Genomic DNA, 22,598 nt, shown 5'->3' on the forward strand with positions numbered 1-22,598 from the left:
TTTAACTTCCTTTTTTCTTAAAAAGGAAATTCTTCACTGCTGGTATATAGGGCGCTTGTTCACCGAGTTCGCGCTCAATTTGTAGAAGACGATTATATTTTGCTACCCGGTCGGATCGACACAAAGAACCTGTTTTTATTTGCCCTGCAGTAGTTGCCACCGCTAAATCAGCAATTGTAGTATCTTCAGTTTCTCCGGAACGATGAGAAATAATAACACCATAATTGGCACTCTTGGCTAAGCCCACCGTAGCTAACGTTTCTGTTAAGGTCCCGATTTGATTAAGTTTAATCAAAACGGCATTTCCTACACCATTTTCAATACCTTCTTCGAGAATTTTCGGGTTTGTGACAAAAATATCATCCCCCACCAACTGCACTTTTTTCCGAGGCGTTTAGTTAATAATTCCCAACCCCTCCAATCATTTTCTGAGAGTCCATCCTCAATTGAAATAAGAGGATATTTTTTAGTCCATTCTATATATCGATTGATTAGCACTTCACCGGTGAGTTTATTATTTTCAAAAAGATAATAACCTTCTTGATAGAGTTCTGAGCTCGCTGCATCGAGAGCTAAATAAATATCCTTCCCCGGAATATAATGAGCATCTTCAATAGCTTCTAAAATTAATTCAAATACTGCCTCGGTGTGCGGTAAATCTGACGCAAAGCCGCCCTCATCACCTACTGCCGTCGTTAACCCCCGTGATATCAAACGGCACTTTAACGCATGAAAAACTTCAGTCCCATAACGTAAAGCCTCAGCAAAAGTCGGAGCCCCTAGAGGAACAATCATAAATTCCTGAAAATCCAGATTATTATTCGCATGAATCCCACCATTTATAATATTCATCATGGGAACAGGCATACTAAAAGGACCGTCGCCCCCTAAATAGCGGTACAACGGTAAATTAGCGTCGTTGGCGGCAGCGTAAGCTACTGCTAATGAAACACCGAGAATTGCGTTGGCACCTAAATTAGCTTTATTTTTGGTTCCATCCAATTCAATCATTATGCGATCGATATCTTCCTGCGAGCCGGGATCTTGACCTAACAAAACATCCCGAATAGGGCCATTTACATTTTCCACTGCTTGCAAAACACCCTTCCCTCTATAACGGTTAGGATTGTTATCGCGCAATTCTATGGCTTCATGCTCACTGGTCGAAACTCCGGAAGGCACAGCGGCAAAACCTCGCGTATGTGAAGATAACGTAACTTCCACCGCAATGGTAGGATTGCCCCGAGAGTCTAAAATTTCACAAGCATCAATATCAGTAATGGTAGTTGTCATGGCGATTACTATATCATAAAGTTCAATTGGGTACATTTTGTATTTTCTATCTTTATTTAATGCCCAATTTTTTGGGTCTTAAACCTTTTCAGAATTCGGAGTGGATAGAATATTTTCTATAAATGCTGATTTTTTAACAACTTCATCAATAGCTTTTAACGTTTCTAACAAAGGCTGCATCTTCGTCAACGGCCACGAATTAGGTCCATCACTTAATGCCTGATCAGGATTCGGATGAGTTTCTATAAAGATTCCAGCAATTCCGGTGGCAACTGCTGCACGCACTAAAACAGGAATAAATTCGCGCTGCCCTCCGGAGCTCGCTCCTTGCCCCCCGGCAATTGAATGGAATGCGTGGCATCAAACACTACAGGACAACTAGTCTCGCGCATGATAACCAAAGCCCGCATATCAGAAATTAAATTATTATAACCAAAAGCGTAACCCCGTTCGCAAACCATAATCTTTTTATTCCCTGTCGTCCATGCTTTAGCCACCACCTGTTTCATATCCCAGGGCGCTAGAAATTGCCCTTTTTTGATGTTAACGGGTTTGCCGCAGGCTGCAACATTGCGAATAAAATTACTTTGTCGGCATAAAAAAGCAGGAGTTTGTAATACATCCACGACAGCGGCGACTTCATTCAATGGTGTATCTTCATGAACATCCGTTAAAATCGGGACATTAATTGTTTTTTTAACTTTTTTGAGTATAGCTAATCCTTTTTCAATGCCAGGACCTCGGTAACTCAAATGAGATGAACGATTTGCTTTATCAAACGAAGTCTTAAAAATAAAAGGTATCCCAAGTTTCTGGGTAATTGACTTAAGCTCACCTGCTACGTCCAAGACAAGCTGTTCGCTTTCAATCACGCAAGGCCCGGCAATTAAAAATAAAGGCTTATCTAAACCTACTTCAAAATCAATGATTTTCATGACTACACTCTAAAGAAATTAGTAAGAAATAACAAGTAAAGCCATTTGTCCATCAGCCTGGTTCTGGCTAAGCTTTAGGCTTAGTAGCGATAATTTGTCTCTCCATAAAAAAGTTAAGAGGTGCCTGTGCGTTTCGATTCGCGCAAAAATTTATTTTATTCCTGTTTCATCTAGAGGCATTCTGGATACCGGATTTTTTCTTTCCTGTCTTGTCAATGCAGCTTTAATGAAGCCAATAAAAAGTGGATGACCTTCACGCGGAGTGGAAGTGAACTCCGGATGGAATTGACAGCCTACAAACCATGGGTGATCGGAAAGCTCAATCATCTCTACGAGACGATTATCAATCGAACGTCCCGATATAACCAGTCCTCTTTTTTCCAACTTACCAATCCAATCATTATTAACTTCATAGCGGTGGCGATGCCGTTCCGTAATAATATCCTTGCCATAAAGTTGTCGGGCTAGGGTTTGAGATTTGAGTTGACAGGCTTGCCCACCCAATCGCATTGTTCCGCCCAAATCTCTTCTGCGTTTGCATTTTTCAATCATTCCATTTTTCGCTAACCACTCACTCACTAGTGCTACGATCGGATAGGGGGTCTCGGAATTGAATTCCGTGCTGTTGGCATTTTTCATTGCCGCCTTATGACGAGCGAATTCAATTACTGCTACTTGCATTCCCAAACAAATTCCTAAATAAGGGATATTATTTTCTCTCGCATAACGTGCCGCTAAAATCTTTCCCTCAATACCTCTCGAGCCAAATCCGCCTGGCACTAAAATAGCATCTGCATTTTTTAATAAATCAACTCCATGCAATTCAATCGCTTCAGAGTCAATATATTCAATATTAACTCGCGTGTTGGAATGAATACCGGCATGAATCAGCGCTTCACTTAATGATTTGTAAGAATCTGAAAGATCGACATATTTCCCCACCATTGCAATAGTCACTGCATGAAGGGGATTTTTTTGCGCCGCTATTACGTTTTTCCAATCATCCAAATTAGCGGGAGTGAGGATGGGCTCAATTTTTAATTTTTCACAAATCCGATCTCCTAATCCTTGATCACGCAAAATTAAAGGAATTTCATAAATGGATTCCACATCTGATAAAGAAATAACATTCGGGACAGCCACATTGGTAAACAGGGCAATTTTTGCCCGCTTCGCTTCGGGCAAAGATTTTTCAGAACGGCAGACTAAAATGTCAGGTTGAATACCAATGGAACGCAACTCTTTCACTGAATGCTGGGTGGGTTTAGTTTTAATTTCTCCTGCAACAGAAACATAGGGTACTAGGGTTAAATGAATAAATAAGGTCTGTTCTTTTCCCAGTTCAATACGCATTTGACGAATGGCTTCTAGAAAAGGTAATGATTCGATATCACCAACAGTCCCCCCAATTTCCACCAAAGCGACATCCACTTCGCCAGCGCCTTCACGAATTTTTTCTTTAATTTCATCAGTAATATGGGGGATCACTTGAATCGTTCCACCCAAGTAATCGCCTCGCCTTTCTTTTCGAATGACATCAACATAAACCCGACCCGTTGTAAAATTATTTTTTCGCGTCATGGTCGCATTAACAAAGCGTTCATAATGTCCTAAGTCTAAATCGGTCTCTACTCCGTCTTCTGTTACAAATACTTCACCATGCTGGAACGGACTCATGGTTCCAGGATCGACATTGATATAAGGATCGAGTTTGAGAAGAGTTACCTTGAGGCCTTGGGCTTCAAGAATCGCGCCTAGGGATGCAGAAGTAATACCCTTTCCCAAGGAAGAAACTACTCCGCCGGTAATAAAAATGTATCGTGTCATTCGACCCCGTCCGTTTTTTACTAAAAACGGGAAATGATTTTATCAAAAGTGATCCTAACTGGAAACCAGAATGTGGTTAACATCTGATAATTCATCTCATTACTTACTTGGCAAGCAAGCCCACACCGAAGTAAGTATTTAGAGAAGAAAGGCTAATACAATACCATCCCAGCAACTTCGGGAAATTAAAATATCGCATAAGAATCTCTCTTTTTGAATTATTATCCAGAATTCAACACGCTAAATTTTAAGCTATAGGGAGAGTTACTCCTCGCTGACCCTGATATTTCCCTCCTCGATCTTTATAAGAAACTTCGCAGACTTCATCGGACTCTAAAAACAACATTTGTGCGACTCCTTCATGAGCATAGATTTTAGCAGGCAAATTGGTGGTATTAGAGAACTCCAAAGTAACATGCCCTTCCCATTCCGGTTCTAAGGGCGTGACATTAACGATAATTCCACATCGCGCATAGGTGGATTTTCCTAAACAAATTGTCAATACATTCCGCGGAATTTTAAAATACTCCACTGTGCGAGCTAAAGCGAAAGAATTAGCGGGAATAATACAAACATCCACTTTTAAATCCACAAAGCCATTTCGGTCGAAATTTTTTGGATCGACAATGGAAGCATTAATGTTGGTAAAAATTTTAAATTCGTCCGCGCAACGAACGTCATAACCGTAACTCGAAGTTCCATAAGATACAATTTTTCCCGATGGTGTTTGTCGGATTTGGTTCGGTTCAAATGGATTAATCATTCCATACATTTCCACCATGCGGCGAATCCATTTATCTGACTTAATTGGCATTATTTCGTTCCCTCCACGACGATATTGGGGAATTTTACCCTATAATTAATGGGCTGTAACGACAATTGTTCCACCAACGCAAATGCAATATCCTGATAAATTTCTGCTAAGAAGCTCTCTGGATCTGCAACCATTATAGGCATTCCCCCATCTGCATTTTTACGAATAGCGATATTGAGAGGTATTTGTCCCAATAGAGGAATACCGTTGTCCTCAGCCATTCTTTTTCCACCCCCTATACCAAAAATCGCTTCTTCATGGCTGCAATGAGGGCATCGATAAGTGGCCATATTTTCGATGACACCTAAAACCGTAATACCAAGTTTTTTAAACATTGCGAGGGCTTTACCTGCATCGGCTAAAGCTACATCTTGAGGGGTGGTAACGATGACTGCTCCTGCTAGAGGGACTTTTTTAGCTAAAGTTAATGGAATATCGCCGGTGCCGGGAGGCAAATCCAGGATAAGAAAATCAAGATCTTCCCAATGCGTTTCATAGACTAATTGCTGCAAGGCTTGGCTCACCATCGGTCCAAGCCATATCATAGGAGTTTGCGCATCAATCAAATAGCCCACTGAGATGGACTGAATGTTATGCCGGCGAATGGGAATAAATTTTTTATCAGGACTCATTTTGGGCTTATCATTGACCCCAAGCATAATAGGCTGATTGGGTCCGTGAATATCAGCGTCCAATAAACCCACTTCAGCCCCTGCTTTACAAAGCGCTAAGGCAAGGTTAGCGGCGGTAGTTGACTTTCCAACACCCCCTTTTCCCGAACCAATGGCAATGATATTTTTAATCGCAGGGATTCCTTTTTGTCCCACTTGCACTGAATGCGCTGAAATAGAACGTTCTTTTAATTTGTCACGGATAGCCTGTTTCATGCAGAGAGATTTTATCATAGATGGTCTTCCCTCTCACCCAATCCTTTTCTCCAAAGCGGAAATGGTAGATTACCGCACTGGGCCTAACTAACAACTTCCAGATGAAAATCCCTGATAAAATGAGTATAGTGTCTGATCTATGAACACAAAAAAACGACACATCCTAGTTACTGCCGCTCTTCCCTATGCTAACGGCCCTATCCATCTAGGACACATGGTGGAGTATATTCAGGCGGATATTTGGGTATGCTTCCAGCGCCTCATGGGTAATTCCTGTCTTTATATTTGTGGGGAAGATGCTCATGGGACCGCTATTATGGTTACTGCGCAAAAACAGGGCATTCCTCCCGAAGTTCTAGTAGCTAACACGTATAAAGAACATGCCAAAGATTTTGCGGATTTTTTAATTGATTTTGATAACTTTTATACAACTCATTCTCCTGAAAATCGTAAATTATCAGAATTCATATATCAGCAATTAAAAAATAATGGGGACATTTTCACGGAAACCATTTCACAAGTCTATGACTCAGTACAAAATATATTTCTCCCTGACCGTTTTATTCGCGGAACCTGTCCTCGTTGTGGCTCACCCAATCAATACGGTGATGTTTGCGAATCGTGTGGTGCTACTTATAGCCCCACAGAATTAATTGACCCCGTTTCCGCTTTATCGGGTACTAAACCCATACAAAAGCGCTCGGAACATTTCTTTTTTCTTTAAATCGGTATAGCAATTTATTAAATAAATGGATCAATGGGGGTCATTTGCAACCCAAAGTGGCGAATAAATTAAAAGAATGGTTTTCAAATGACCTTAAAGCTTGGGATATTTCTCGCGATGCTCCTTATTTTGGTTTTGAAATTCCAGGTTCGGCTGATAAATATTTTTATGTATGGTTAGATGCGCCCGTTGGCTACATGGCTAGTTTAAAAAACCTTACTAAGCAACGCCCCGAAATTAATTTTGATTTCTATTGGCAAAGAGACAGTTCAGCTGAACTTTATCATTTCATAGGAAAAGATATCGTTTATTTTCATGCTCTTTTTTGGCCAGCCATACTCGCTAGTGCAGGTTTTCGTTTGCCCACAGGAATTCATGTCCACGGTTATCTCACTATTAACGGTCAGAAAATGTCAAAATCTCGGAGGACATTCATCACTGCTCGTCAATATTTAGAACGATTGAATCCCGAATACTTACGATATTATTTTGCCGCTAAGCTAGGACCCCAAGTGGAAGATATCGATTTTAATCTGGAGGATTTTACCCAACGTGTCAATGCGGATCTAATTGGTAAATATGTTAACCTAGCCAGCCGGTGTGCCGGTTTCGTCACTAAAAATCATGAAGGTAAATTAGCTAACGAACTACCAAAATTCTCGCTCTATGAATCTTTTATAGAAGCCGAAAAAACCATTACAAAATGTTATGAAACCTTAAATTATAACAAAGCTATGCGTACAATTATGACACTCGCTGATCAGGCTAACCAATATATCAATGGAGAAAAACCATGGGCGTTGGCAAAAGAAGTGGGGAAAGAAAATCACGTTCAAGCCGTCTGTACGCAAGGATTAAATTTATTTAAAGTGCTCACCACTTATTTAAAACCTATTTTACCAAACACTGCTAAAAAGGTAGAAATATTTCTCAATTGTGATGAATTAAATTTCGCAAATTTAAAAGAACCGTTACTTAACCATTCCATCAATCCATTTAAACCCTTAATGCAAAGAATAACTCCTGATACCACTGCCCAATTAACTCAATGAACACAAAAGAAGAATTAATTAATAAACTAGATGACTTATTGCCTCAAACACAATGCGGTTTGTGCAACTACAAGGCGTGCCGTCCTTACGCCACAGCAATTGTGCATAACGAAACTACGATAGACCATTGTTTACCGGGTGGAATCGACACACTTATCAATATAGCCACTTGCTTAGGTCAGGACCCTGCTCCCTATAGGGACAAGATGGAGAAAAAAGCCAAGCTGCCAGCCATAGCCATCATTCGTGAAGAGGAATGTATTGGCTGCACCAAATGCATCCAAGCTTGCCCCACCGACGCAATTGTCGGTGCTTCAAAGCTTATGCACACAATAATTACCGATGCGTGCACCGGCTGTGAACGGTGCCTCCCACCCTGCCCTATGGATTGCATTGAAATAAAAATACTTCCCCCTATTACCGTTGAAGAACAAAAACAGCACGCGCACAAATGGCGCTTACGTTATGAAAAACGTCAAAAAAGGCTTGTGCGAGATAAAATTGAACAACAACGCAAATATCAGGAGGCTAAATTAACCAATATATCTAAGCAAACATTAGAAGCTCGTCAAATGGCTATTCGGACTGCCGTAGCTCGCGTTCAGGCAAAAAGGAAAATGTCATGAATGAAAGTGAACGCGAAAAAATTTTTTCCGTTTTAAAGCTCGAAATGCGAAACCCACTTCGGAATTAATTTATCGTTCGGAATTTGAATTATTAATTGCAGTAATGTTGTCCGCCCAAGCTACCGATGTAAGTGTTAACAAAAGCACTAAAGAGCTATTTAAAGTAGCGAATACGCCTTTAAAAATTTTGAATCTCGGGGAAGAAGGTTTAAAGAACCATATTAAATCTATTGGCTTATATAACACCAAAGCTAAAAATATCATCAAAACTTGCAAAATATTGGTAGAAAAATATCATTCGCAAATACCCCTAACACGAGAAGAACTTGAAGCACTACCGGGTGTTGGTCGCAAAACAGCAAATGTTATTTTAAATACTGCCTTTGGCCATTCTGTTATTGCCGTTGATACTCATATTTTTCGCGTAGCTAATCGTACCGGCTTAGCTCCTGGAAAGACACCGTTAGCCGTTGAAAATAAATTAATGGAGGTGATTCCTAAAAAATATTTCGTTGATGCTCATCATTGGCTCGTTTTACATGGTCGTTATATATGTATCGCACGTCATCCTAAATGCCACGAGTGTTTTATTAATGATTTATGTGAATACCCCCACAAAACAATTTAATTTATTAAAATGATGAGCGAACGCGATCATCTACGAAAAATATTTTTCGCCACCTGGGAAAAATATAATAAAAAAAGAGCCTCTTCCCACTGGAAAATTAACTAATTTCAGTGATCCCAGTTCACCACGAATATCACAGCGTTTTGGATAATCCGAATGAACAACTTCATCAAAACTACACCACTGATACGAATCTTTTTTTACATATGAGTTTGTATTTAGGGCTCTTGGAACAATTGAATATGGATCGTCCCTCGAGAATCAAATTTTATTATCAACAATTGCTGAGTAAGTGGGCGACTCCCATAAGTTTGATCATGGATATGATGGCTACCTTTATTTGGGAAGCCCAACGGAAACCCAACGAAATAATATGCTACTGATGAGCAAGATTATATTGAAGCCTTGAAAAGGCTTACAAAAAAATTGTCTCTAGCGGAATGTAAGTGGTCCGCTAAAAATAAATAAAAATAAAAACCCCCAGCCTCAAAAAGAGGCTGGGGGCACATTATTTGATAGGAACGTGATCTTAGAAATAGGCACCAAATTGGAGGGTAACCATGTTTCGGGGTACCGCCAATGTTTGCTGTGGGGACAGGAAAACCTACACCGGTTACGCTTGCCAGCACAAGTTCTGTCGTAGTTAATTATTATGACGATATTCAAGCCCCATCGTTGTATTTTTCCAAATAGAAGTACTAACTCTACAAAAGATATAACTATTTTTTGGTAAATTAAAAGCAAGTGCTTCCAAAGTTTGACCATAGGTAAATCCAAATAAAACGGGGCTATATCATGAATATACGTGGTGAAATCAATTTCGGCATGTTGCCGGACGAATAAACGCCCCAACGCCGTTTGAAGGTCACGGTGTTTTGCGGTAAAAAAGTTCGTGTCACAGAAAGATATTCCAGGATTAAATTAAATGGGCCTTTCATAACTTCCATATGCCCATCTACCCCAGGAACTGAATGTTGTAGTTGATCTCTCTTCCAGGAGGTCACTCCGAATCCGCCGAACTCTGCTAAGGTAGCCCTGCTGAATATTTCCTTCAAGAAAGGCGGTTATAAATGGATTAATGCGTTTATCTTGCATTCCCCTACAAATCAGAGAGCAATATTGGTATAACATACCCAGTTCCAATGGAGAAATGATCATTTTGGTAACCGGTATTTACACTGCCCTGACAGAAAAAGCGCTTAGGACGAGAATTGTTGAATCCTTGAAAGCTATAAATAGAACTATAAAAGCCGTTCTTGCTGCGTATAACCTAACAACAAGCAACCCGAGTTTCAATCCGCATTAATGAAACCGTTAACGGCTTCGTTAACATGGCGCTGCTGAATCTTCCATAAGGGACATCATACATTTTCCCTATCGTGAAATAGACTGGAAATACATCGAGGTTGCCAATGGTCAAAACCGCGACTTAAACAAACCCGCGAATTGGTGACACGGCTATCGGTGTTTGGGGCAGAAGAATCTCATACTCCAATACGAATTACCATTCGCCCAACTTAGAACTATAATGGCTCACTTGTTAAGCGTGTCTCCGGCCATCCATAAATGTTGTTCGAAGTAATGGCGCTGTCTCAATAAAAGCAAATCTTTAAAAGCAAATCTTTTCGTTCATACTTGGATAGGTGTAGAGCAAATCAGCAGCATTACACGCACTTTTTAAACTGAGTAAAGGTGATGCCCGTTACAGTAATTCCATGACGAAATCGCAACATGCCAAATTAACCATAAGATGGCATAAGGTGGCTTGACCTAATTTCACTTTTTCTTTTCAGACTAAAGCGTGTGTAGTGGAGGAAGGAATTATTTTTTGTGACTTTTGAATGTGATGCAATTCCGCTTTCAAATTATTTATTTCGTGGTCTAACTCTTCTTCTTGGTGTGTAGCTTATCGAAGTCTGTGTTTTATTTCTTCATCATTGGAGATAATTTAAGCATCAATAGGAAAAATAAGCAACAAACTCGCAAGAAATACGCTTACCGTAGCCAAAAATTTCACAACAAACTCCTTTTAGTTTTTCTAGCCTTCTGAGAGATTTTCAAGAAAGGGTTAATATACACAGGTTAAATGCGTTTTGCTAGAATCAATTTTTAAATACAGTGTTTCTCGCTAACATTTGAATTGGGCGCAATTGAAAATGAATGAGATTACAATAATTCAACCCGATGATTGGCACTGCCATTTACGTGATCATTCCCATCTTGGACGAACAGTTACCGATATTGCTCTTAGGTTTGGGCGAGCCATTGTTATGCCGAATTTAGTTCCTCCCGTGACGACAGTGGCACAAGTTAAAGCATATTGTGAAAGAATCAAAAAACACATCCCTACTAATTCCAAATTCATTCCCTTAATGACGCTCTATCTTACCGATACTTTATCACCGAAGGAAATTAAAGCGGCCAAACAATCGAACTTTATTGTGGCTTGTAAACTTTATCCTGTAGGAGCTACTACTCATTCCCAAGCAGGTGTAAAAAGCTTGCAGAAAATTTATCCCATTTTAGAGGTGCTTCAATCCGTCAATCTGCCTTTGTTGATCCATGGAGAAGTCATCGATCCAACCGTCGAAATTTTCGACCGAGAAGCTGTTTTTATTGAACGAGAACTAATTCCTTTATTAAAACATTTTCCCAATCTGCGAATGGTTTTGGAACATATCTCTACCAAAATAGCGGTAGATTTTATTACTGAGACAGCCGTGTCGACACTCGCAGCAACTATTACTCCTCATCATCTTTGGCTCACCCGAAATCATTTACTAAAAGGCGGCCTTCACCCTCATTATTATTGTTTGCCACTTTTAAAAACGAGCCGGGATCAAGCCGCGCTTATTAAAGCAGCTATTAGCGGCAATCCTAAATTCTTTTTAGGCACCGACAGTGCTCCGCATTCGCAAACAAAAAAGAATCGGCTTGTGGTGCTGCAGGTATTTACAACGCCCCCGCCGCTATCGAAATTTACACAGAATTATTTGATCTCTATAATGCGTTAGACAAATTAGAAGGCTTTGCCAGTCGTTTTGGTGCACAATTCTACGGTTTGCCATTTAATGCCACAAAAATTACTTTAGTTAAACAGCCTTGGCAAGTCGCTCAATCCTTATCCTTTGGTTCAGATACTGTGGTACCCTTGTTAGCAGGTGAAACATTGAACTGGCGACTTAGTCACATTTCTCAGTAAAGACGACTCGTAAATTAAAACCTATGATCGAAAACTACCCCCATCCAGACCCTTTAAAAGAGCGATTTGGCGGTTATCTTCCCATTGTTATTGATATTGAAACGGGTGGATTGGAACCTCTTAAAAATCCTATATTGGAAATAGCTGCAGTTTTAATTGAAATTAATCAAGAAAAAAATTATATCCTGAAGAATTATTTGCCTGTCATGTACTGCCCTTCGAAGGTGCTACTTTAGATCCCGCGTCGTTAGAAATCACGCGAATTGACCCTTATCACCCTTTTCGCTTTGCTATTGAAGAAAAAAAGCATTGCAGGAATTATTCGTGTTTGTAGAAAAAGCTGTGGTGACTCACGGCTGTCGCCGAGCAGTGCTCGTCGGCCACAACGCCCATTTTGATTTATCTTTTATCCAGGCGGCCATGAAGCGTTGCAAGATAAAAAAATCTCCCTTTCACGCGTTTACCTGTTTTGATACGGCTACTTTAGCAGCTATCGTATTTGGCAAACCGGTGCTCGCTAAAGCACTACGAGAGGCTCGTATCCCTTTTGATAAAAATGAAGCACACTCTGCCATTTATGATGCCAAATGCGCAGCTGAATTATTTTGTTACATTATCAATAAAATTGGGCGACGATGGCGGCGTGAAGAGCAATAACACTCTTCCTCTTCCCCTTCTCCCATCGTCGCCCAAAGAAGCAGTGAACGAGAGCAAGGGTAAACCGATTTCTTCCGAAGTAACAATCTCTGCTTCAGATACGGGTTCTGTTTAAGGTGCTTCCATTTCCGAGGACCGCATTTGCGATAGGCGTTTGCTGCGTTTCACTGGAGTTGAACGACGTTCCTGCTTCGCAGATTGTATATAATATTTGCGGATCGATCTATTTTAATCCTAGCTCCGAGCTAAGATTGTAGTTCGGCTTGCGCTCATAGCATATTGCTTTTCAAATTTAACAACGGCATTAGCAATCTTCCGCACAACGTGCCTCCCGTTCTTCAGCTTCTAATAATCCCAATTCATGACCAATTATTCATGACTAATTTCTGTCGCCTTTTCGAGTGCTTTTACATAGCTCGCTTTCAAATCGACGATTTCTTTTTGCGCCTTTTCTGCTTTTGCACGCCACTTCTTTACTTCTTGTTGGCAATTAGCCAATTGCTTTTTTCAAGCAATGACTTCTTTCTTGAGATAGTACTTCTCTCCATTTTTTAAAACCATTGGAAATTCGAGTATATCAGAAAAAAAACGGCGACAGTAATGTCCCCCCTTTAAAACAAGGGAAAAATTAATTGTGTTTATAAATTTTCGGCATTTTCGGACAAATATTTTGCAACACCTGCTGGAGAAGGCTGCATCCCAACATCACCTTTTTTCCAGTTTGCCGGACAAACTTTACCATTTTCTTCAGTAAATTGGAGGGCATCCACTATACGCAGGATTTCCGGAATACTTCGACCCAACGGTAAGTCATTTACAATTTGAGATCGGACAATTCCTTGCTTATCAATTAAAAAAGCGCCACGTAAAGCAACGCCGGCTTCGGAATGTTCTACTCCATAGCTGCGGCAAATGCTATGTGAAACGTCCGCAGCTAAAGTATACCGGACAGGTCCAATCCCACCTTTTTCTATGGGAACATTACGCCAAACATAATGGGCAAACTGTGAATCTATAGAAACAGCCACTACCTCTACATTGCGTTTGTGGAATTCATCAATCGCATGATCCAAAGCAATCAACTCAGAAGGACATACGAATGTAAAATTAAGAGGATAAAAGAAAACCAGCCCGTATTTGTTTTGGATGGCTTCAGTTAAATTAAAGTTTTCTACGATATCACCATTCGCCAACACTGCAGGAACCATAAAATCAGGGGCTTCATGACCCACTAAAACTACCATAATGCTACCTCCACATTTAAATTAGTACTAATTTAGTGTTATATTAGTTATTTGTCAAATAACACGAAGAATAGATTCCTCATTCTAACCGCACGGGGGTTGCCACTAGAAATTGCACCTGTAATGCGGTATCGTGCGAAAGTCAAGCGATAAAAATATGTTAATAGTCGGTCTGGTGAACACCTGAGTTTAGTGATCTTTGGGGCTACTAGCACGGTGGCCAATGAGTGGAAAATCACTAAGTTCAGTTTTTCGCTGAGAACTTCTAAATCAATCAAAAGGAAACTCAAAATGGCCTTTGAACTACCAAATCTGCCTTATAAGTTAAACGCCCTCGAACCCTATATTTCTCAAGAAACCATGGAATACCATCATGGCAAACATCATCGTGCTTATGTGGACAAATTGAACAAACTCATTAAAGGCACTCCCCTCGAAAAAAAATCCCTTGAAGAAATTATCATGCAATCCGATGGCGGCATTTTCAACAATGCAGCCCAAAGCTGGAGTCATAACTTTTATTGGCATTGTATGAGCCCAGAGGGTGGTGGAGACCCGAGCGGCGATCTTGCTTTGGCGCTAAAAGAATGTTTTGGGTCATTAGAAAAGTTTAAAGAAGAATTCACCAATTCCGCTAATAATCATTTCGGTTCCGGGTGGGCGTGGTTAGTCCAAGATAAAAATGGAAAACTGGAAGTCTTAAGTACAGTAAACGCTCGCAATCCCATGACGGAGAGTAAGAAACCATTATTAACCTGGGATGTATGGGAACATGCCTATTACATTGATAACCGCAACGATCGTCCCAAATACGTCAATAATTTTTGGTATGTAGTCAATTGGGACTTTGCAACAAAAAATTTTCAATCTAAATGATCCAATCTAAACTAAATGATCCAATCTAAATGATCAACGTTATTGTCAATGGAATTAACGGTAAAATGGGCCAAGTGCTTAAAGAGAGCATTACGGCCCAATCTGATCTTAATTTAGTTGCAGGAACGGGACGACAAGATAATTTAACGGAAATTATTAAAGCGACGGAAGCAGACGTGGTCATCGACTTCACTACCCCTCACGCGGTTTTTACTAACACAGAAACAATTATCAACGCGGGTGCGCGTCTCGTAGTTGGGACTACGGGATTAACCTTAGAACAGATTGGTATTCTATCGAAACAATGTCAGGTAAAAAAAATAGGTGGAATAATTGCTCCCAATTTTTCTTTAGGCGCCATCTTGATGATGAAATACGCCAGAGACGCTACCCACTATTTCCCAGATGCTGAAATTATTGAAATGCATCATCCTCATAAAATGGATGCTCCTTCAGGCACTGCAATCAAAACCGCTCAAATGATGTCGGAAGTAGATGCTTCTTCTCAAGGAGCTAAAGAAGAAGCCCCTCCTAACCACGCTCGCGGAGTATTAAAAAATAACGTGCCTATCCATTCTATTCGTCTTCCCGGTTTATTCTCCCACCAATCCGTAATTTTCGGCAGGAATGGTGAAACTCTGACCATTCGCCATGACGGAACGGACCGCAGTTGCACAATGCCTGGCGTTTTTCTGGCGTGTCGAAAAGTAATGGACTTGGATCATTTAGTGTATGGTTTAGAGAACATTTTGTGAGATCTAGTCAGGGGGTATTGGTAATTATCATACAATAAATTTCAGGATAAAATGGTTTATGTATGATAAGAAAATCAAAAGCTCTTAATTTTATTGCTCTGGTCGGGCTAGTCCACATTAGGGTCATTTTAGAGTGTCCCTTTTTGCAAAATTTCTTGATCGTTGTGTTGTGGAAGTGCGGTAAGGCATGGCTTTTCTTCATGATACCAGTACATGGGGGCCCCCAGGAGGGATCTCATCTTTCACCCAAACTAATTCTAATACCGAAACGGAAAAGCTCGCTGAAGAAACACTCCAATCCCTTACACCCTTCCCCGCCGCAGGTAAAGCGTTCTACCTGTTTCAGAATTAAAAGCTTTTATAATCAAGCACAACAACTATAAGCTATAAATAAGCTCTAGTAAGCAAAATTAATGTGCTCATTTTACTGCGAGAACTTTATTTTTGTTCCTTAATTAAAAATAGTTGTCGTGACTTCTTATAAGTTTGGAAGCAGAGTTTTGGGAGTCCGAGGAGGACACCAGCGAAGATCTAAATCGCGAGCCGCTTTAACTTCATCCAATCGCCCCACGGACTGACGATGCGGTGCGTTCTGCACTATTTCAGAATTATCTTTTATCTCAACCAAAATTTTCTGTAAGGCTTCTATAAAACGATCTAAAGTCTGTTTACTTTCTGTTTCGGTGGGCTCGATTAACAAACATTCAGGAATTAATAAAGGAAAATAAATTGTTGGCGCATGAAATCCGTAATCTAAAAATCGCTTAGCGATATCCAATGCAGTTATCCCGTATTGCCGGGTTAACAGTTTCACTGTCACAATAAATTCATGAGAAGCACGCCGATTCGGGAAAGCTAAAGTAAATCCTAACTGCGCTAAACGTTTCATTAAATAATTAGAATTTAAAGTAGAAAATTCAGCGACCCTAATAGTTCCTTCCTTGCCTAACATGCGCAAATAAATATACGCTCGCAATAATACACCTGCATTACCCATGAAAGTCGACAATCGGCCAATCGTTTTTGGCCGGTGTTTTTGTGTGATCCAATAATACCCCTCATCATTTTTTCCAACCATTGGCACTGGTAAAAATTCTACAAGTCTTCTGCTAGCTGCTACAGGACCCGCTCCAGGACCTCCCCCACCGTGCGGGGTCGCAAAGGTTTTATGCAAATTTAAATGCATGACATCGAATCCCATATCACCCGGTCGATATTTTCCTAAAATCGCATTTAAATTTGCTCCATCGTAATAAAGCAAGCCACCAGCGTCGTGAATAATTTTGGAAACTTCTATAATTTGCCTTTCAAATACACCCAACGTCGAAGGATTAGTTAGCATAATACCGGCCGTTTTAGGCCCCACCATTTTTTTCAATTTTTCAAGATCGATATCGCCTTCAGTTGTCGTCGCCACTTCTTTAACACTATACCCGCACATGGCGGCAGAAGCAGGATTGGTGCCGTGGGCAGCCTCAGGTACCAGCATTTCCGTGCGTTCATAATCACCCCGACTTTCATGATACGCCTTTATCATTGACACGCCGGCAAATTCACCTTGAGCACCTGCCATAGACGTTAGCGAAACTTTTTCCATTCCCGCGATATCTGCCAACATAATTTGCAATTCATAAAGACATTGCAAAAAAGACTGGCTTTGTAGCTCAGGTGTTAACGGATGGCGTTTTAAATAACCTGGGAGCGAAGCTAATCGATTAGCTGCTCGTGGGTTGTATTTCATTGTGCAAGAACCTAACGGATAAAAATGCGTATCAATTGAAAAATTTTCTGTGGATAATTGGGTGAAATGTCGAACCACTTCAAGTTCGGATAATTCGGGAAGATACGGTAAATCCCGACGTAATAAATCTGACGGAATATCATGAGCTTCTATTTTTTCCTGAATTTTTTGCGATCCTGCACGTCGATTTTCTTGCGATTTTTCGAAAATTAGCATTTTTTACTCGTTTTCTATCGTAATCGAAAAGTCCATTGAGTTAAATTATTTCAAGAAAAACTTTCTCATAATAGGCTATATCCTCATTGGTCTTCGTTTCTGTTACACAAATTAACAGACAATTCCCTAGTTCAGGGTAATCCTCTTTTAAAGAATACCCGGCTAAAATCCCTCGTTGATCCATTTGGCTAATCACTTTTTCCACCGGTTTTTTCAATCGAACTACGAATTCATGAAAAATAGGTCGAGTAAATATCGGCGTAATTTCTTTGAGAGCGGATAAACGCTGAAACAGATCCCGCGCTTTTGTGTGGGACGCTAATGCCACTTCACGTAAACCTTTTGCTCCTAGTAAACTTAAATAAATAGTAGCTGCGGTTACCACCAACCCTTGATTAGTACAAATATTTGAGGTGGCTTTAGAACGGCGAATGTGTTGTTCGCGGGCTTGTAGGGTTAAAGTAAATCCTTCACGACCCTCACCATCAACGGTTCTTGCTACGATTCTCCCCGGAAGTTGTCGCACATATTCTTTCTTACAACCTATAAATCCAAAATAGGGTCCACCGGAGGCTAAAGGAACCCCTAAAGGCTGTCCTTCGCCACAGGCGATGTCCACGCCTTGTTGCCGCCCCCACCGTCCAGGCGGTTTTAATAAAGTCATTGCTAAGGGATTCACGCTAGCAATAACTAAAATATCCTGTCCATGAGCCCAATCTGTTAACGTATCTACAGCTTCTAAAGCGCCAAAAAAATTAGGCTGCGGAATGATGAGAGCGGTAACATCTGTCATATCCACAGTACCTAGCCATTGGTGATCTACTATTCCTTGCTTAAGATCATAAGGAATAACCTCGACACTAATTTTTTGCTGTTGGACAATTGATGTCAGAACTTGTCGATAAGCTGGGTGGACAGTGGCTGGGACTAAAATGCGGCGTGTTTTGCCTCGCTTGAGGCGGACTGCCATCAACGCCGCTTCAGCTAAGGCGCTGGCGCCATCGTACAAAGAAGCATTAGAAACGTCCATGGCCAGCAATTCAGCCATCATGGTTTGATATTCGTAAATTAATTGCAAGTTTCCTTGACTGGCTTCAGCCTGATAAGGCGTATATGCCGTGTAAAATTCTCCTCGCGTGGTAATTTCCCACACGGCCGCGGGAATGTGGTGTTCATAAGCACCGGCACCAATAAAGCATAGTGATTTTTGAGGCTCGCGTTCCTCCATGAGGTGGGTAATAGCTGCTTCATTTAATCCTTCTGGAATCTGCTTGAGCGCGGCACGCATTAAATTAGAAGGAATCTCATCAAATAACCGTTCAATGTTATCAGCACCTATAAGGGCTAACATTTCCTTTTGATCGTTAGGTGTATGGGGAATAAAAGGCATTATTTTTCCTGGGTTAAGGTTTCATAATCGGGAGCGTTTAATAACGCATCGAGTTCACTTTCGTCATCAGGTCTGATGCGATAAAGCCAACCATCGCCGTAAGGGTCACGATTTACCAAGGCTGGGTCCGTTTGAAGTGCTTCATTAACTTCCACCACCTTACCCGTTAAAGGGGAATAAACATCAGCTGCTGTCTTTACGGATTCCACCACAGCTACTTCATCACTAGCATCTACTTGGCCATCGACATCCGGTAATTCAACAAATACGAGGTCCCCTAGCTGTTCCTGAGCATGATCCGTAACCCCTACCGTAAAAGTACCATCGGATTCCTTCCTTACCCATTCATGACTTTTGCTGTAGTGTAGTTCCGCAGGAAATTCTACCATTCTTATCTCCTTCAAAAGATTTTTTTATTCAAAAGGTTTTTTTACCTCGACGCACAAAAGGTGGCTTGATTATCTTAAGCGGAATTTGTTTACCTCGCCGTTCGATAGAAGCGGCCTCAAACTCCTCATTAGGAATACGAGCCAAGGCAACAGCCTGTTTTAAGGTAGGAGAAAAACTACCGCTGGTAATTTCTCCTTTCTGCTGATTATTTAACCGAATTTTTTGATGATTCCGCAAAACACCAGGTTCTTCCATGATTAATCCAACCAGCTGTTCTTCAATGCCTCGGTCTAATTGGTTCTCTAAAGCGGTACGACCGATAAAATTGCGATTGGGATCATCCCAAGACACTGTCCAACCGAGATTGGAACAAAGGGGAGATGTTGTTTCATCCATGTCGGTACCATATAAATTTAACCCCGCCTCCAAACGGAGGGTATCTCGAGCTCCTAACCCACAAGGTCTCGCTCCACCACGCACCGCTTTTTGCCATAATTCGCGCGCTTGCGGATCGGGAACAATCATTTCGAACCCATCTTCCCCGGTGTATCCAGTACGAGCTATCAATAAATCATCTGACAAAATAAATTGAAAGGACTTAAGCTGTGTTAATTTTGCATTGATCGCTTCATCAAAAATCTTTTGAGCGACGGAAAATACCTCAGGGCCTTGAATGGCAATAATACACATTTTGGGCTGCTCGTTAACACTCACTTGATAAGGTCGGCTTTGCTTTTTCATCCAAGCCACATCTTTTTCTCGAGTTGCTGCATTAATTACGAGTCGATAATGAGAGTGGAATAAATAATAAACAATAAGATCATCGATCACTCCTCCAGTGTCGTTCAACATACAGCTGTAGAGCGCACGACCGAGCTCCTTAAGTTTCGCAATATCATTAGCTAATAGAAAGCGCAGAAAAGACGTAGCATTTTCCCCTTTTATATCAACAATTCCCATGTGGGAAACATCAAAAATACCAACATGCTGCCGCACTCGGTGATGCTCATCAATTTGTGATCCATAATGGAGAGGCATTTCCCAACCAGCAAAATCAACAAAGTGAGCCTTTGCTTGAGAATGCTCTTCGTAGAGCGGTGTGCGTTGAAGCATATGGTGAAGCATATGGCAGGGATTATATTAGATAAGACTAGGAATGCCAAGCCAGCAATCAGAGATTTAATTAAGAATAAAGAAAAACCCTGCTTTAAGCAGGGTTTTCTAGCGATAAAATCCTTGAGGGCAATTACATCATGCCACCCATGCCGCCCATACCACCCATTCCTCCCATATCACCACCAGCGACAGGTTCCTCTTTCTCTTTTGGAGCTTCAGTCACCATGCATTCCGTAGTAATCATGAGCCCCGCAATGGAAGCTGCATTTTGTAAGGCCGTGCGAGTAACCTTGGTGGGATCGAGAATACCCATCTCAATCATGTTCCCATATTCGCCTTTAGCAGCATTGTAACCATAATTTACATCCTTATGATTCAATACCTTATCGGCGATAACGGCGGCTTGTTCTCCTGCATTTTTTATAATTTGAGAAATCGGATAAGCCATAGCGCGACGGGCAATTTCAACACCCGTGCGTTGATCTTCATTGTCCACGTTGATATCCTCCAAAGCCCTTATAACGCGGATCAATGCCACACCACCACCAGGTACTACCCCTTCTTCCACAGCAGCGCGAGTTGCATGAAGAGCATCTTCCACGCGCGCTTTTTTCTCCTTCATTTCAACTTCCGTCGCAGCACCCACCTTAATTACTGCAACACCACCAGCTAATTTAGCCAGACGTTCTTGCAATTTCTCCTTATCATAATCGGAAGTGCTTGCTTCAATTTCTACTCGGATTTGTTTTACGCGGTCTTTAATGTTGCCAGTATCGCCCGCGCCATCAATAATAGTGGTGTCTTCTTTAGTGACCACTACACGTTTAGCGGAACCTAAATCACCCAGCGTTGCTGATTCCAGTGATAATCCAACTTCTTCAGAAATCACTTTAGCGCCAGTCAAAACAGCAATATCTTGCAGCATTGCTTTGCGACGATCACCAAAACCTGGAGCCTTAACAGCGGCTACTTTCACAACCCCACGGATGTTATTCACTACTAAAGTTGCTAAAGCTTCGCCTTCAACATCTTCTGCCACTACTAAGAGTGATCGACCGGATTTTGCAACGTTTTCCAATAACGAAATTAATTCACGAATATTAGAAATCTTCTTGTCTACTAATAAAATAAATGGATTTTCAAGTTCTGCGCTCATGTTTTGTTGATTGTTGATGAAGTAAGGTGACAGGTAACCACGATCGAACTGCATCCCTTCTACTACTTCCAACTCATTTTCCAACCCAGAGCCATCTTCTACAGTAATAACACCTTCTTTACCCACCTTTTCCATTGCATCAGCAATAATTTGACCAATAGATTCATCTGAGTTAGCTGAAATGGTTCCTACTTGAGCAATGGCGGTTTTATCTTCGCAGGGTTTAGAAATTTGTTTCAATTCTGCAACAGCAGCGGCTACCGCTTTGTCAATACCGCGTTTCAAATCCATCGGATTCATACCGGCTATAACGGCCTTGATGCCCTCTACTAAAATAGCTTGTGCTAATACAGTAGCAGTTGTCGTGCCGTCACCAGCATCGTCCGAAGTGCGGGAAGCCACTTCTTTAACCATTTGGACGCCCATATTTTCGAATTTATCTTTTAATTCAATTTCCTTAGCAACACTCACACCGTCTTTAGTAACGGTTGGAGCACCAAATGATTTATCTAATACAACGTTGCGGCCTTTAGGGCCCAAAGTTACCTTCACGGCGTTTGCTAAAACATCCACACCACGACTCATTGCGTGTAATGCTTCATGAGAAAACTTTAAAACTTTTGCAGCCATTTTTCTTCTACCTCTTTATTTCCACTGTTTATTTCCACTGTCGGTTATTCTTCAATTACACCCATAATGTCATCTTCTCGCATGACAACATATTCCTTGCCACCAACTTTGACTTCGGTGCCAGCGTATTTGCCGAACAAAATACGATCGCCAACTTTGACATTCAAAGGGCGAACCTCACCATTTTCAAATTTGCCGGGGCCGACCGCGACGATTTTTCCTTCAGAAGGTTTTTCAGCGGCAGAGTCTGGAATGACGATGCCACCTGCTGAAGTGCGTTCTTTTTCTTCAAGGCGATGGACCACCACTCGATCGTGTAATGGACGTATATTCATGCTTCCTCTCCATAATTTAAACTAATTTTTTTCGCTTTAATGAGCTCATTAAGTGTGAGCTACAATCACTAGATCATATAGGGGCACCAAAATAAAAATTCAAG

General features: G+C 41.1%; 15 protein-coding genes and 6 pseudogenes. 8 read left to right on the forward strand and 13 right to left on the reverse strand.

Annotated features, from left to right (window positions below; translation table 11 throughout):
* Position 1: 1 nt before the first annotated feature.
* From eno to MRH55_RS00125, 5 genes and pseudogenes are all read right to left on the reverse strand, one after another.
* Positions 2-1,293 (reverse strand): annotated as a pseudogene (gene eno / locus MRH55_RS00105) (phosphopyruvate hydratase).
* A gap of 78 nt (positions 1,294-1,371) precedes the next feature.
* A pseudogene (kdsA, locus tag MRH55_RS00110) lies at positions 1,372-2,228 on the reverse strand (3-deoxy-8-phosphooctulonate synthase).
* 150 nt (positions 2,229-2,378) lie between these two features.
* Entirely contained in the window at positions 2,379-4,055 is a 1,677-nt protein-coding gene (gene pyrG, locus MRH55_RS00115) for a CTP synthase (protein ID WP_304985526.1), read from the reverse strand.
* A gap of 247 nt (positions 4,056-4,302) precedes the next feature.
* A complete protein-coding gene (gene dcd / locus MRH55_RS00120; RefSeq protein WP_304985527.1) occupies positions 4,303-4,869 on the reverse strand; it encodes a dCTP deaminase in 567 nt (188 codons plus the stop codon).
* A complete protein-coding gene (locus MRH55_RS00125; RefSeq protein WP_304985528.1) occupies positions 4,869-5,774 on the reverse strand; it encodes an Mrp/NBP35 family ATP-binding protein in 906 nt (301 codons plus the stop codon). The genes dcd and MRH55_RS00125 overlap by 1 nt, the downstream gene beginning before the upstream one ends.
* Positions 5,775-5,895: 121 nt before the next feature.
* Between MRH55_RS00125 and metG the strand changes: the two are divergent.
* The 6 genes and pseudogenes from metG (at position 5,896) to rnt (ending at position 12,645) form a co-directional block, all read left to right on the forward strand.
* A pseudogene (gene metG, locus MRH55_RS00130) lies at positions 5,896-7,532 on the forward strand (methionine--tRNA ligase).
* The gene (locus MRH55_RS00135) at positions 7,529-8,158 is read left to right on the forward strand and encodes an RnfABCDGE type electron transport complex subunit B (protein ID WP_304985529.1); all 630 of its coding nucleotides are present in this window, start codon (positions 7,529-7,531) and stop codon (positions 8,156-8,158) included. The pseudogene metG and the gene MRH55_RS00135 overlap by 4 nt, the downstream one beginning before the upstream one ends.
* Positions 8,155-8,786: pseudogene (gene nth, locus MRH55_RS00140) on the forward strand (endonuclease III). Before MRH55_RS00135 ends, nth begins: the two are co-directional and overlap by 4 nt.
* Before the next feature lie 110 nt (positions 8,787-8,896).
* A complete protein-coding gene (locus MRH55_RS07390; RefSeq protein ID WP_369421200.1) occupies positions 8,897-9,169 on the forward strand; it encodes a DUF1841 family protein in 273 nt (90 codons plus the stop codon).
* Positions 9,170-10,942: 1,773 nt separating this feature from the next.
* Positions 10,943-11,988: pseudogene (gene pyrC / locus MRH55_RS00145) on the forward strand (dihydroorotase).
* Between the two features lie 23 nt (positions 11,989-12,011).
* Positions 12,012-12,645 (forward strand): annotated as a pseudogene (gene rnt / locus MRH55_RS00150) (ribonuclease T).
* A gap of 369 nt (positions 12,646-13,014) precedes the next feature.
* Here rnt and MRH55_RS00155 read toward each other — a convergent pair.
* Together MRH55_RS00155 and MRH55_RS00160 are read right to left on the reverse strand one after the other, a co-directional pair.
* Entirely contained in the window at positions 13,015-13,143 is a 129-nt protein-coding gene (locus MRH55_RS00155; protein WP_304985530.1) for a hypothetical protein, read from the reverse strand.
* Between the two features lie 140 nt (positions 13,144-13,283).
* On the reverse strand, positions 13,284-13,889 hold the full coding sequence (locus MRH55_RS00160) for a peroxiredoxin (RefSeq protein WP_304985531.1): 606 nt from the start codon (positions 13,887-13,889) through the stop codon (positions 13,284-13,286).
* Positions 13,890-14,180: 291 nt separating this feature from the next.
* On the opposite strand from MRH55_RS00160, the gene MRH55_RS00165 reads away from it, so the two are divergent.
* Complete coding sequence (locus tag MRH55_RS00165; RefSeq protein ID WP_304985532.1) at positions 14,181-14,765, forward strand: superoxide dismutase; 585 nt, start codon at positions 14,181-14,183, stop codon at positions 14,763-14,765.
* A 29-nt stretch (positions 14,766-14,794) separates the two neighbouring features.
* Positions 14,795-15,520, forward strand: a complete 726-nt coding sequence (dapB, locus tag MRH55_RS00170) for a 4-hydroxy-tetrahydrodipicolinate reductase (RefSeq protein ID WP_304985533.1) — start codon at positions 14,795-14,797, stop codon at positions 15,518-15,520.
* Positions 15,521-15,998: 478 nt separating this feature from the next.
* On the opposite strand, the gene gcvPB is transcribed toward dapB, so the two are convergent.
* The 6 genes from gcvPB to MRH55_RS00200 all read right to left on the reverse strand — a co-directional run bounded on the left by gcvPB (position 15,999) and on the right by MRH55_RS00200 (position 22,494).
* On the reverse strand, positions 15,999-17,477 hold the full coding sequence (gcvPB, locus tag MRH55_RS00175; protein WP_304985534.1) for an aminomethyl-transferring glycine dehydrogenase subunit GcvPB: 1,479 nt from the start codon (positions 17,475-17,477) through the stop codon (positions 15,999-16,001).
* Between the two features lie 40 nt (positions 17,478-17,517).
* On the reverse strand, positions 17,518-18,867 hold the full coding sequence (gene gcvPA, locus MRH55_RS00180) for an aminomethyl-transferring glycine dehydrogenase subunit GcvPA (RefSeq protein WP_304985535.1): 1,350 nt from the start codon (positions 18,865-18,867) through the stop codon (positions 17,518-17,520).
* The gene (gcvH, locus tag MRH55_RS00185) at positions 18,867-19,256 is read right to left on the reverse strand and encodes a glycine cleavage system protein GcvH (RefSeq protein WP_304985536.1); all 390 of its coding nucleotides are present in this window, start codon (positions 19,254-19,256) and stop codon (positions 18,867-18,869) included. Before gcvH ends, gcvPA begins: the two co-directional genes overlap by 1 nt.
* Positions 19,257-19,284: 28 nt before the next feature.
* A complete protein-coding gene (gene gcvT, locus MRH55_RS00190; RefSeq protein WP_304985537.1) occupies positions 19,285-20,382 on the reverse strand; it encodes a glycine cleavage system aminomethyltransferase GcvT in 1,098 nt (365 codons plus the stop codon).
* 121 nt (positions 20,383-20,503) lie between these two features.
* Positions 20,504-22,159: a chaperonin GroEL gene (groL, locus tag MRH55_RS00195; protein ID WP_304985538.1), complete on the reverse strand. Its 1,656-nt coding sequence runs from the start codon at positions 22,157-22,159 to the stop codon at positions 20,504-20,506.
* 44 nt (positions 22,160-22,203) lie between these two features.
* Entirely contained in the window at positions 22,204-22,494 is a 291-nt protein-coding gene (locus MRH55_RS00200; RefSeq protein WP_304985539.1) for a co-chaperone GroES, read from the reverse strand.
* Between the last annotated feature and the right edge of the window lie 104 nt (positions 22,495-22,598).

This window comes from Coxiella-like endosymbiont, from assembly GCF_030643785.1.
In the GTDB taxonomy this organism is placed as follows: domain Bacteria; phylum Pseudomonadota; class Gammaproteobacteria; order Coxiellales; family Coxiellaceae; genus Coxiella.

What these genes read in the sequence shown, in the direction of transcription:
- pyrG (WP_304985526.1), bottom strand. Translation starts at nt 4,055, where the DNA reads ATGACACGATACATTTTTATTACCGGCGGAGTAGTTTCTTCCTTGGGA.
- dcd (WP_304985527.1), bottom strand. Translation starts at nt 4,869, where the DNA reads ATGCCAATTAAGTCAGATAAATGGATTCGCCGCATGGTGGAAATGTAT.
- MRH55_RS00125 (WP_304985528.1), bottom strand. Translation starts at nt 5,774, where the DNA reads ATGATAAAATCTCTCTGCATGAAACAGGCTATCCGTGACAAATTAAAA.
- MRH55_RS00135 (WP_304985529.1), top strand. Translation starts at nt 7,529, where the DNA reads ATGAACACAAAAGAAGAATTAATTAATAAACTAGATGACTTATTGCCT.
- MRH55_RS00160 (WP_304985531.1), bottom strand. Translation starts at nt 13,889, where the DNA reads ATGGTAGTTTTAGTGGGTCATGAAGCCCCTGATTTTATGGTTCCTGCA.
- MRH55_RS00165 (WP_304985532.1), top strand. Translation starts at nt 14,181, where the DNA reads ATGGCCTTTGAACTACCAAATCTGCCTTATAAGTTAAACGCCCTCGAA.
- dapB (WP_304985533.1), top strand. Translation starts at nt 14,795, where the DNA reads ATGATCAACGTTATTGTCAATGGAATTAACGGTAAAATGGGCCAAGTG.
- gcvPB (WP_304985534.1), bottom strand. Translation starts at nt 17,477, where the DNA reads ATGCTAATTTTCGAAAAATCGCAAGAAAATCGACGTGCAGGATCGCAA.
- gcvPA (WP_304985535.1), bottom strand. Translation starts at nt 18,867, where the DNA reads ATGCCTTTTATTCCCCATACACCTAACGATCAAAAGGAAATGTTAGCC.
- gcvH (WP_304985536.1), bottom strand. Translation starts at nt 19,256, where the DNA reads ATGGTAGAATTTCCTGCGGAACTACACTACAGCAAAAGTCATGAATGG.
- gcvT (WP_304985537.1), bottom strand. Translation starts at nt 20,382, where the DNA reads ATGCTTCACCATATGCTTCAACGCACACCGCTCTACGAAGAGCATTCT.
- groL (WP_304985538.1), bottom strand. Translation starts at nt 22,159, where the DNA reads ATGGCTGCAAAAGTTTTAAAGTTTTCTCATGAAGCATTACACGCAATG.
- MRH55_RS00200 (WP_304985539.1), bottom strand. Translation starts at nt 22,494, where the DNA reads ATGAATATACGTCCATTACACGATCGAGTGGTGGTCCATCGCCTTGAA.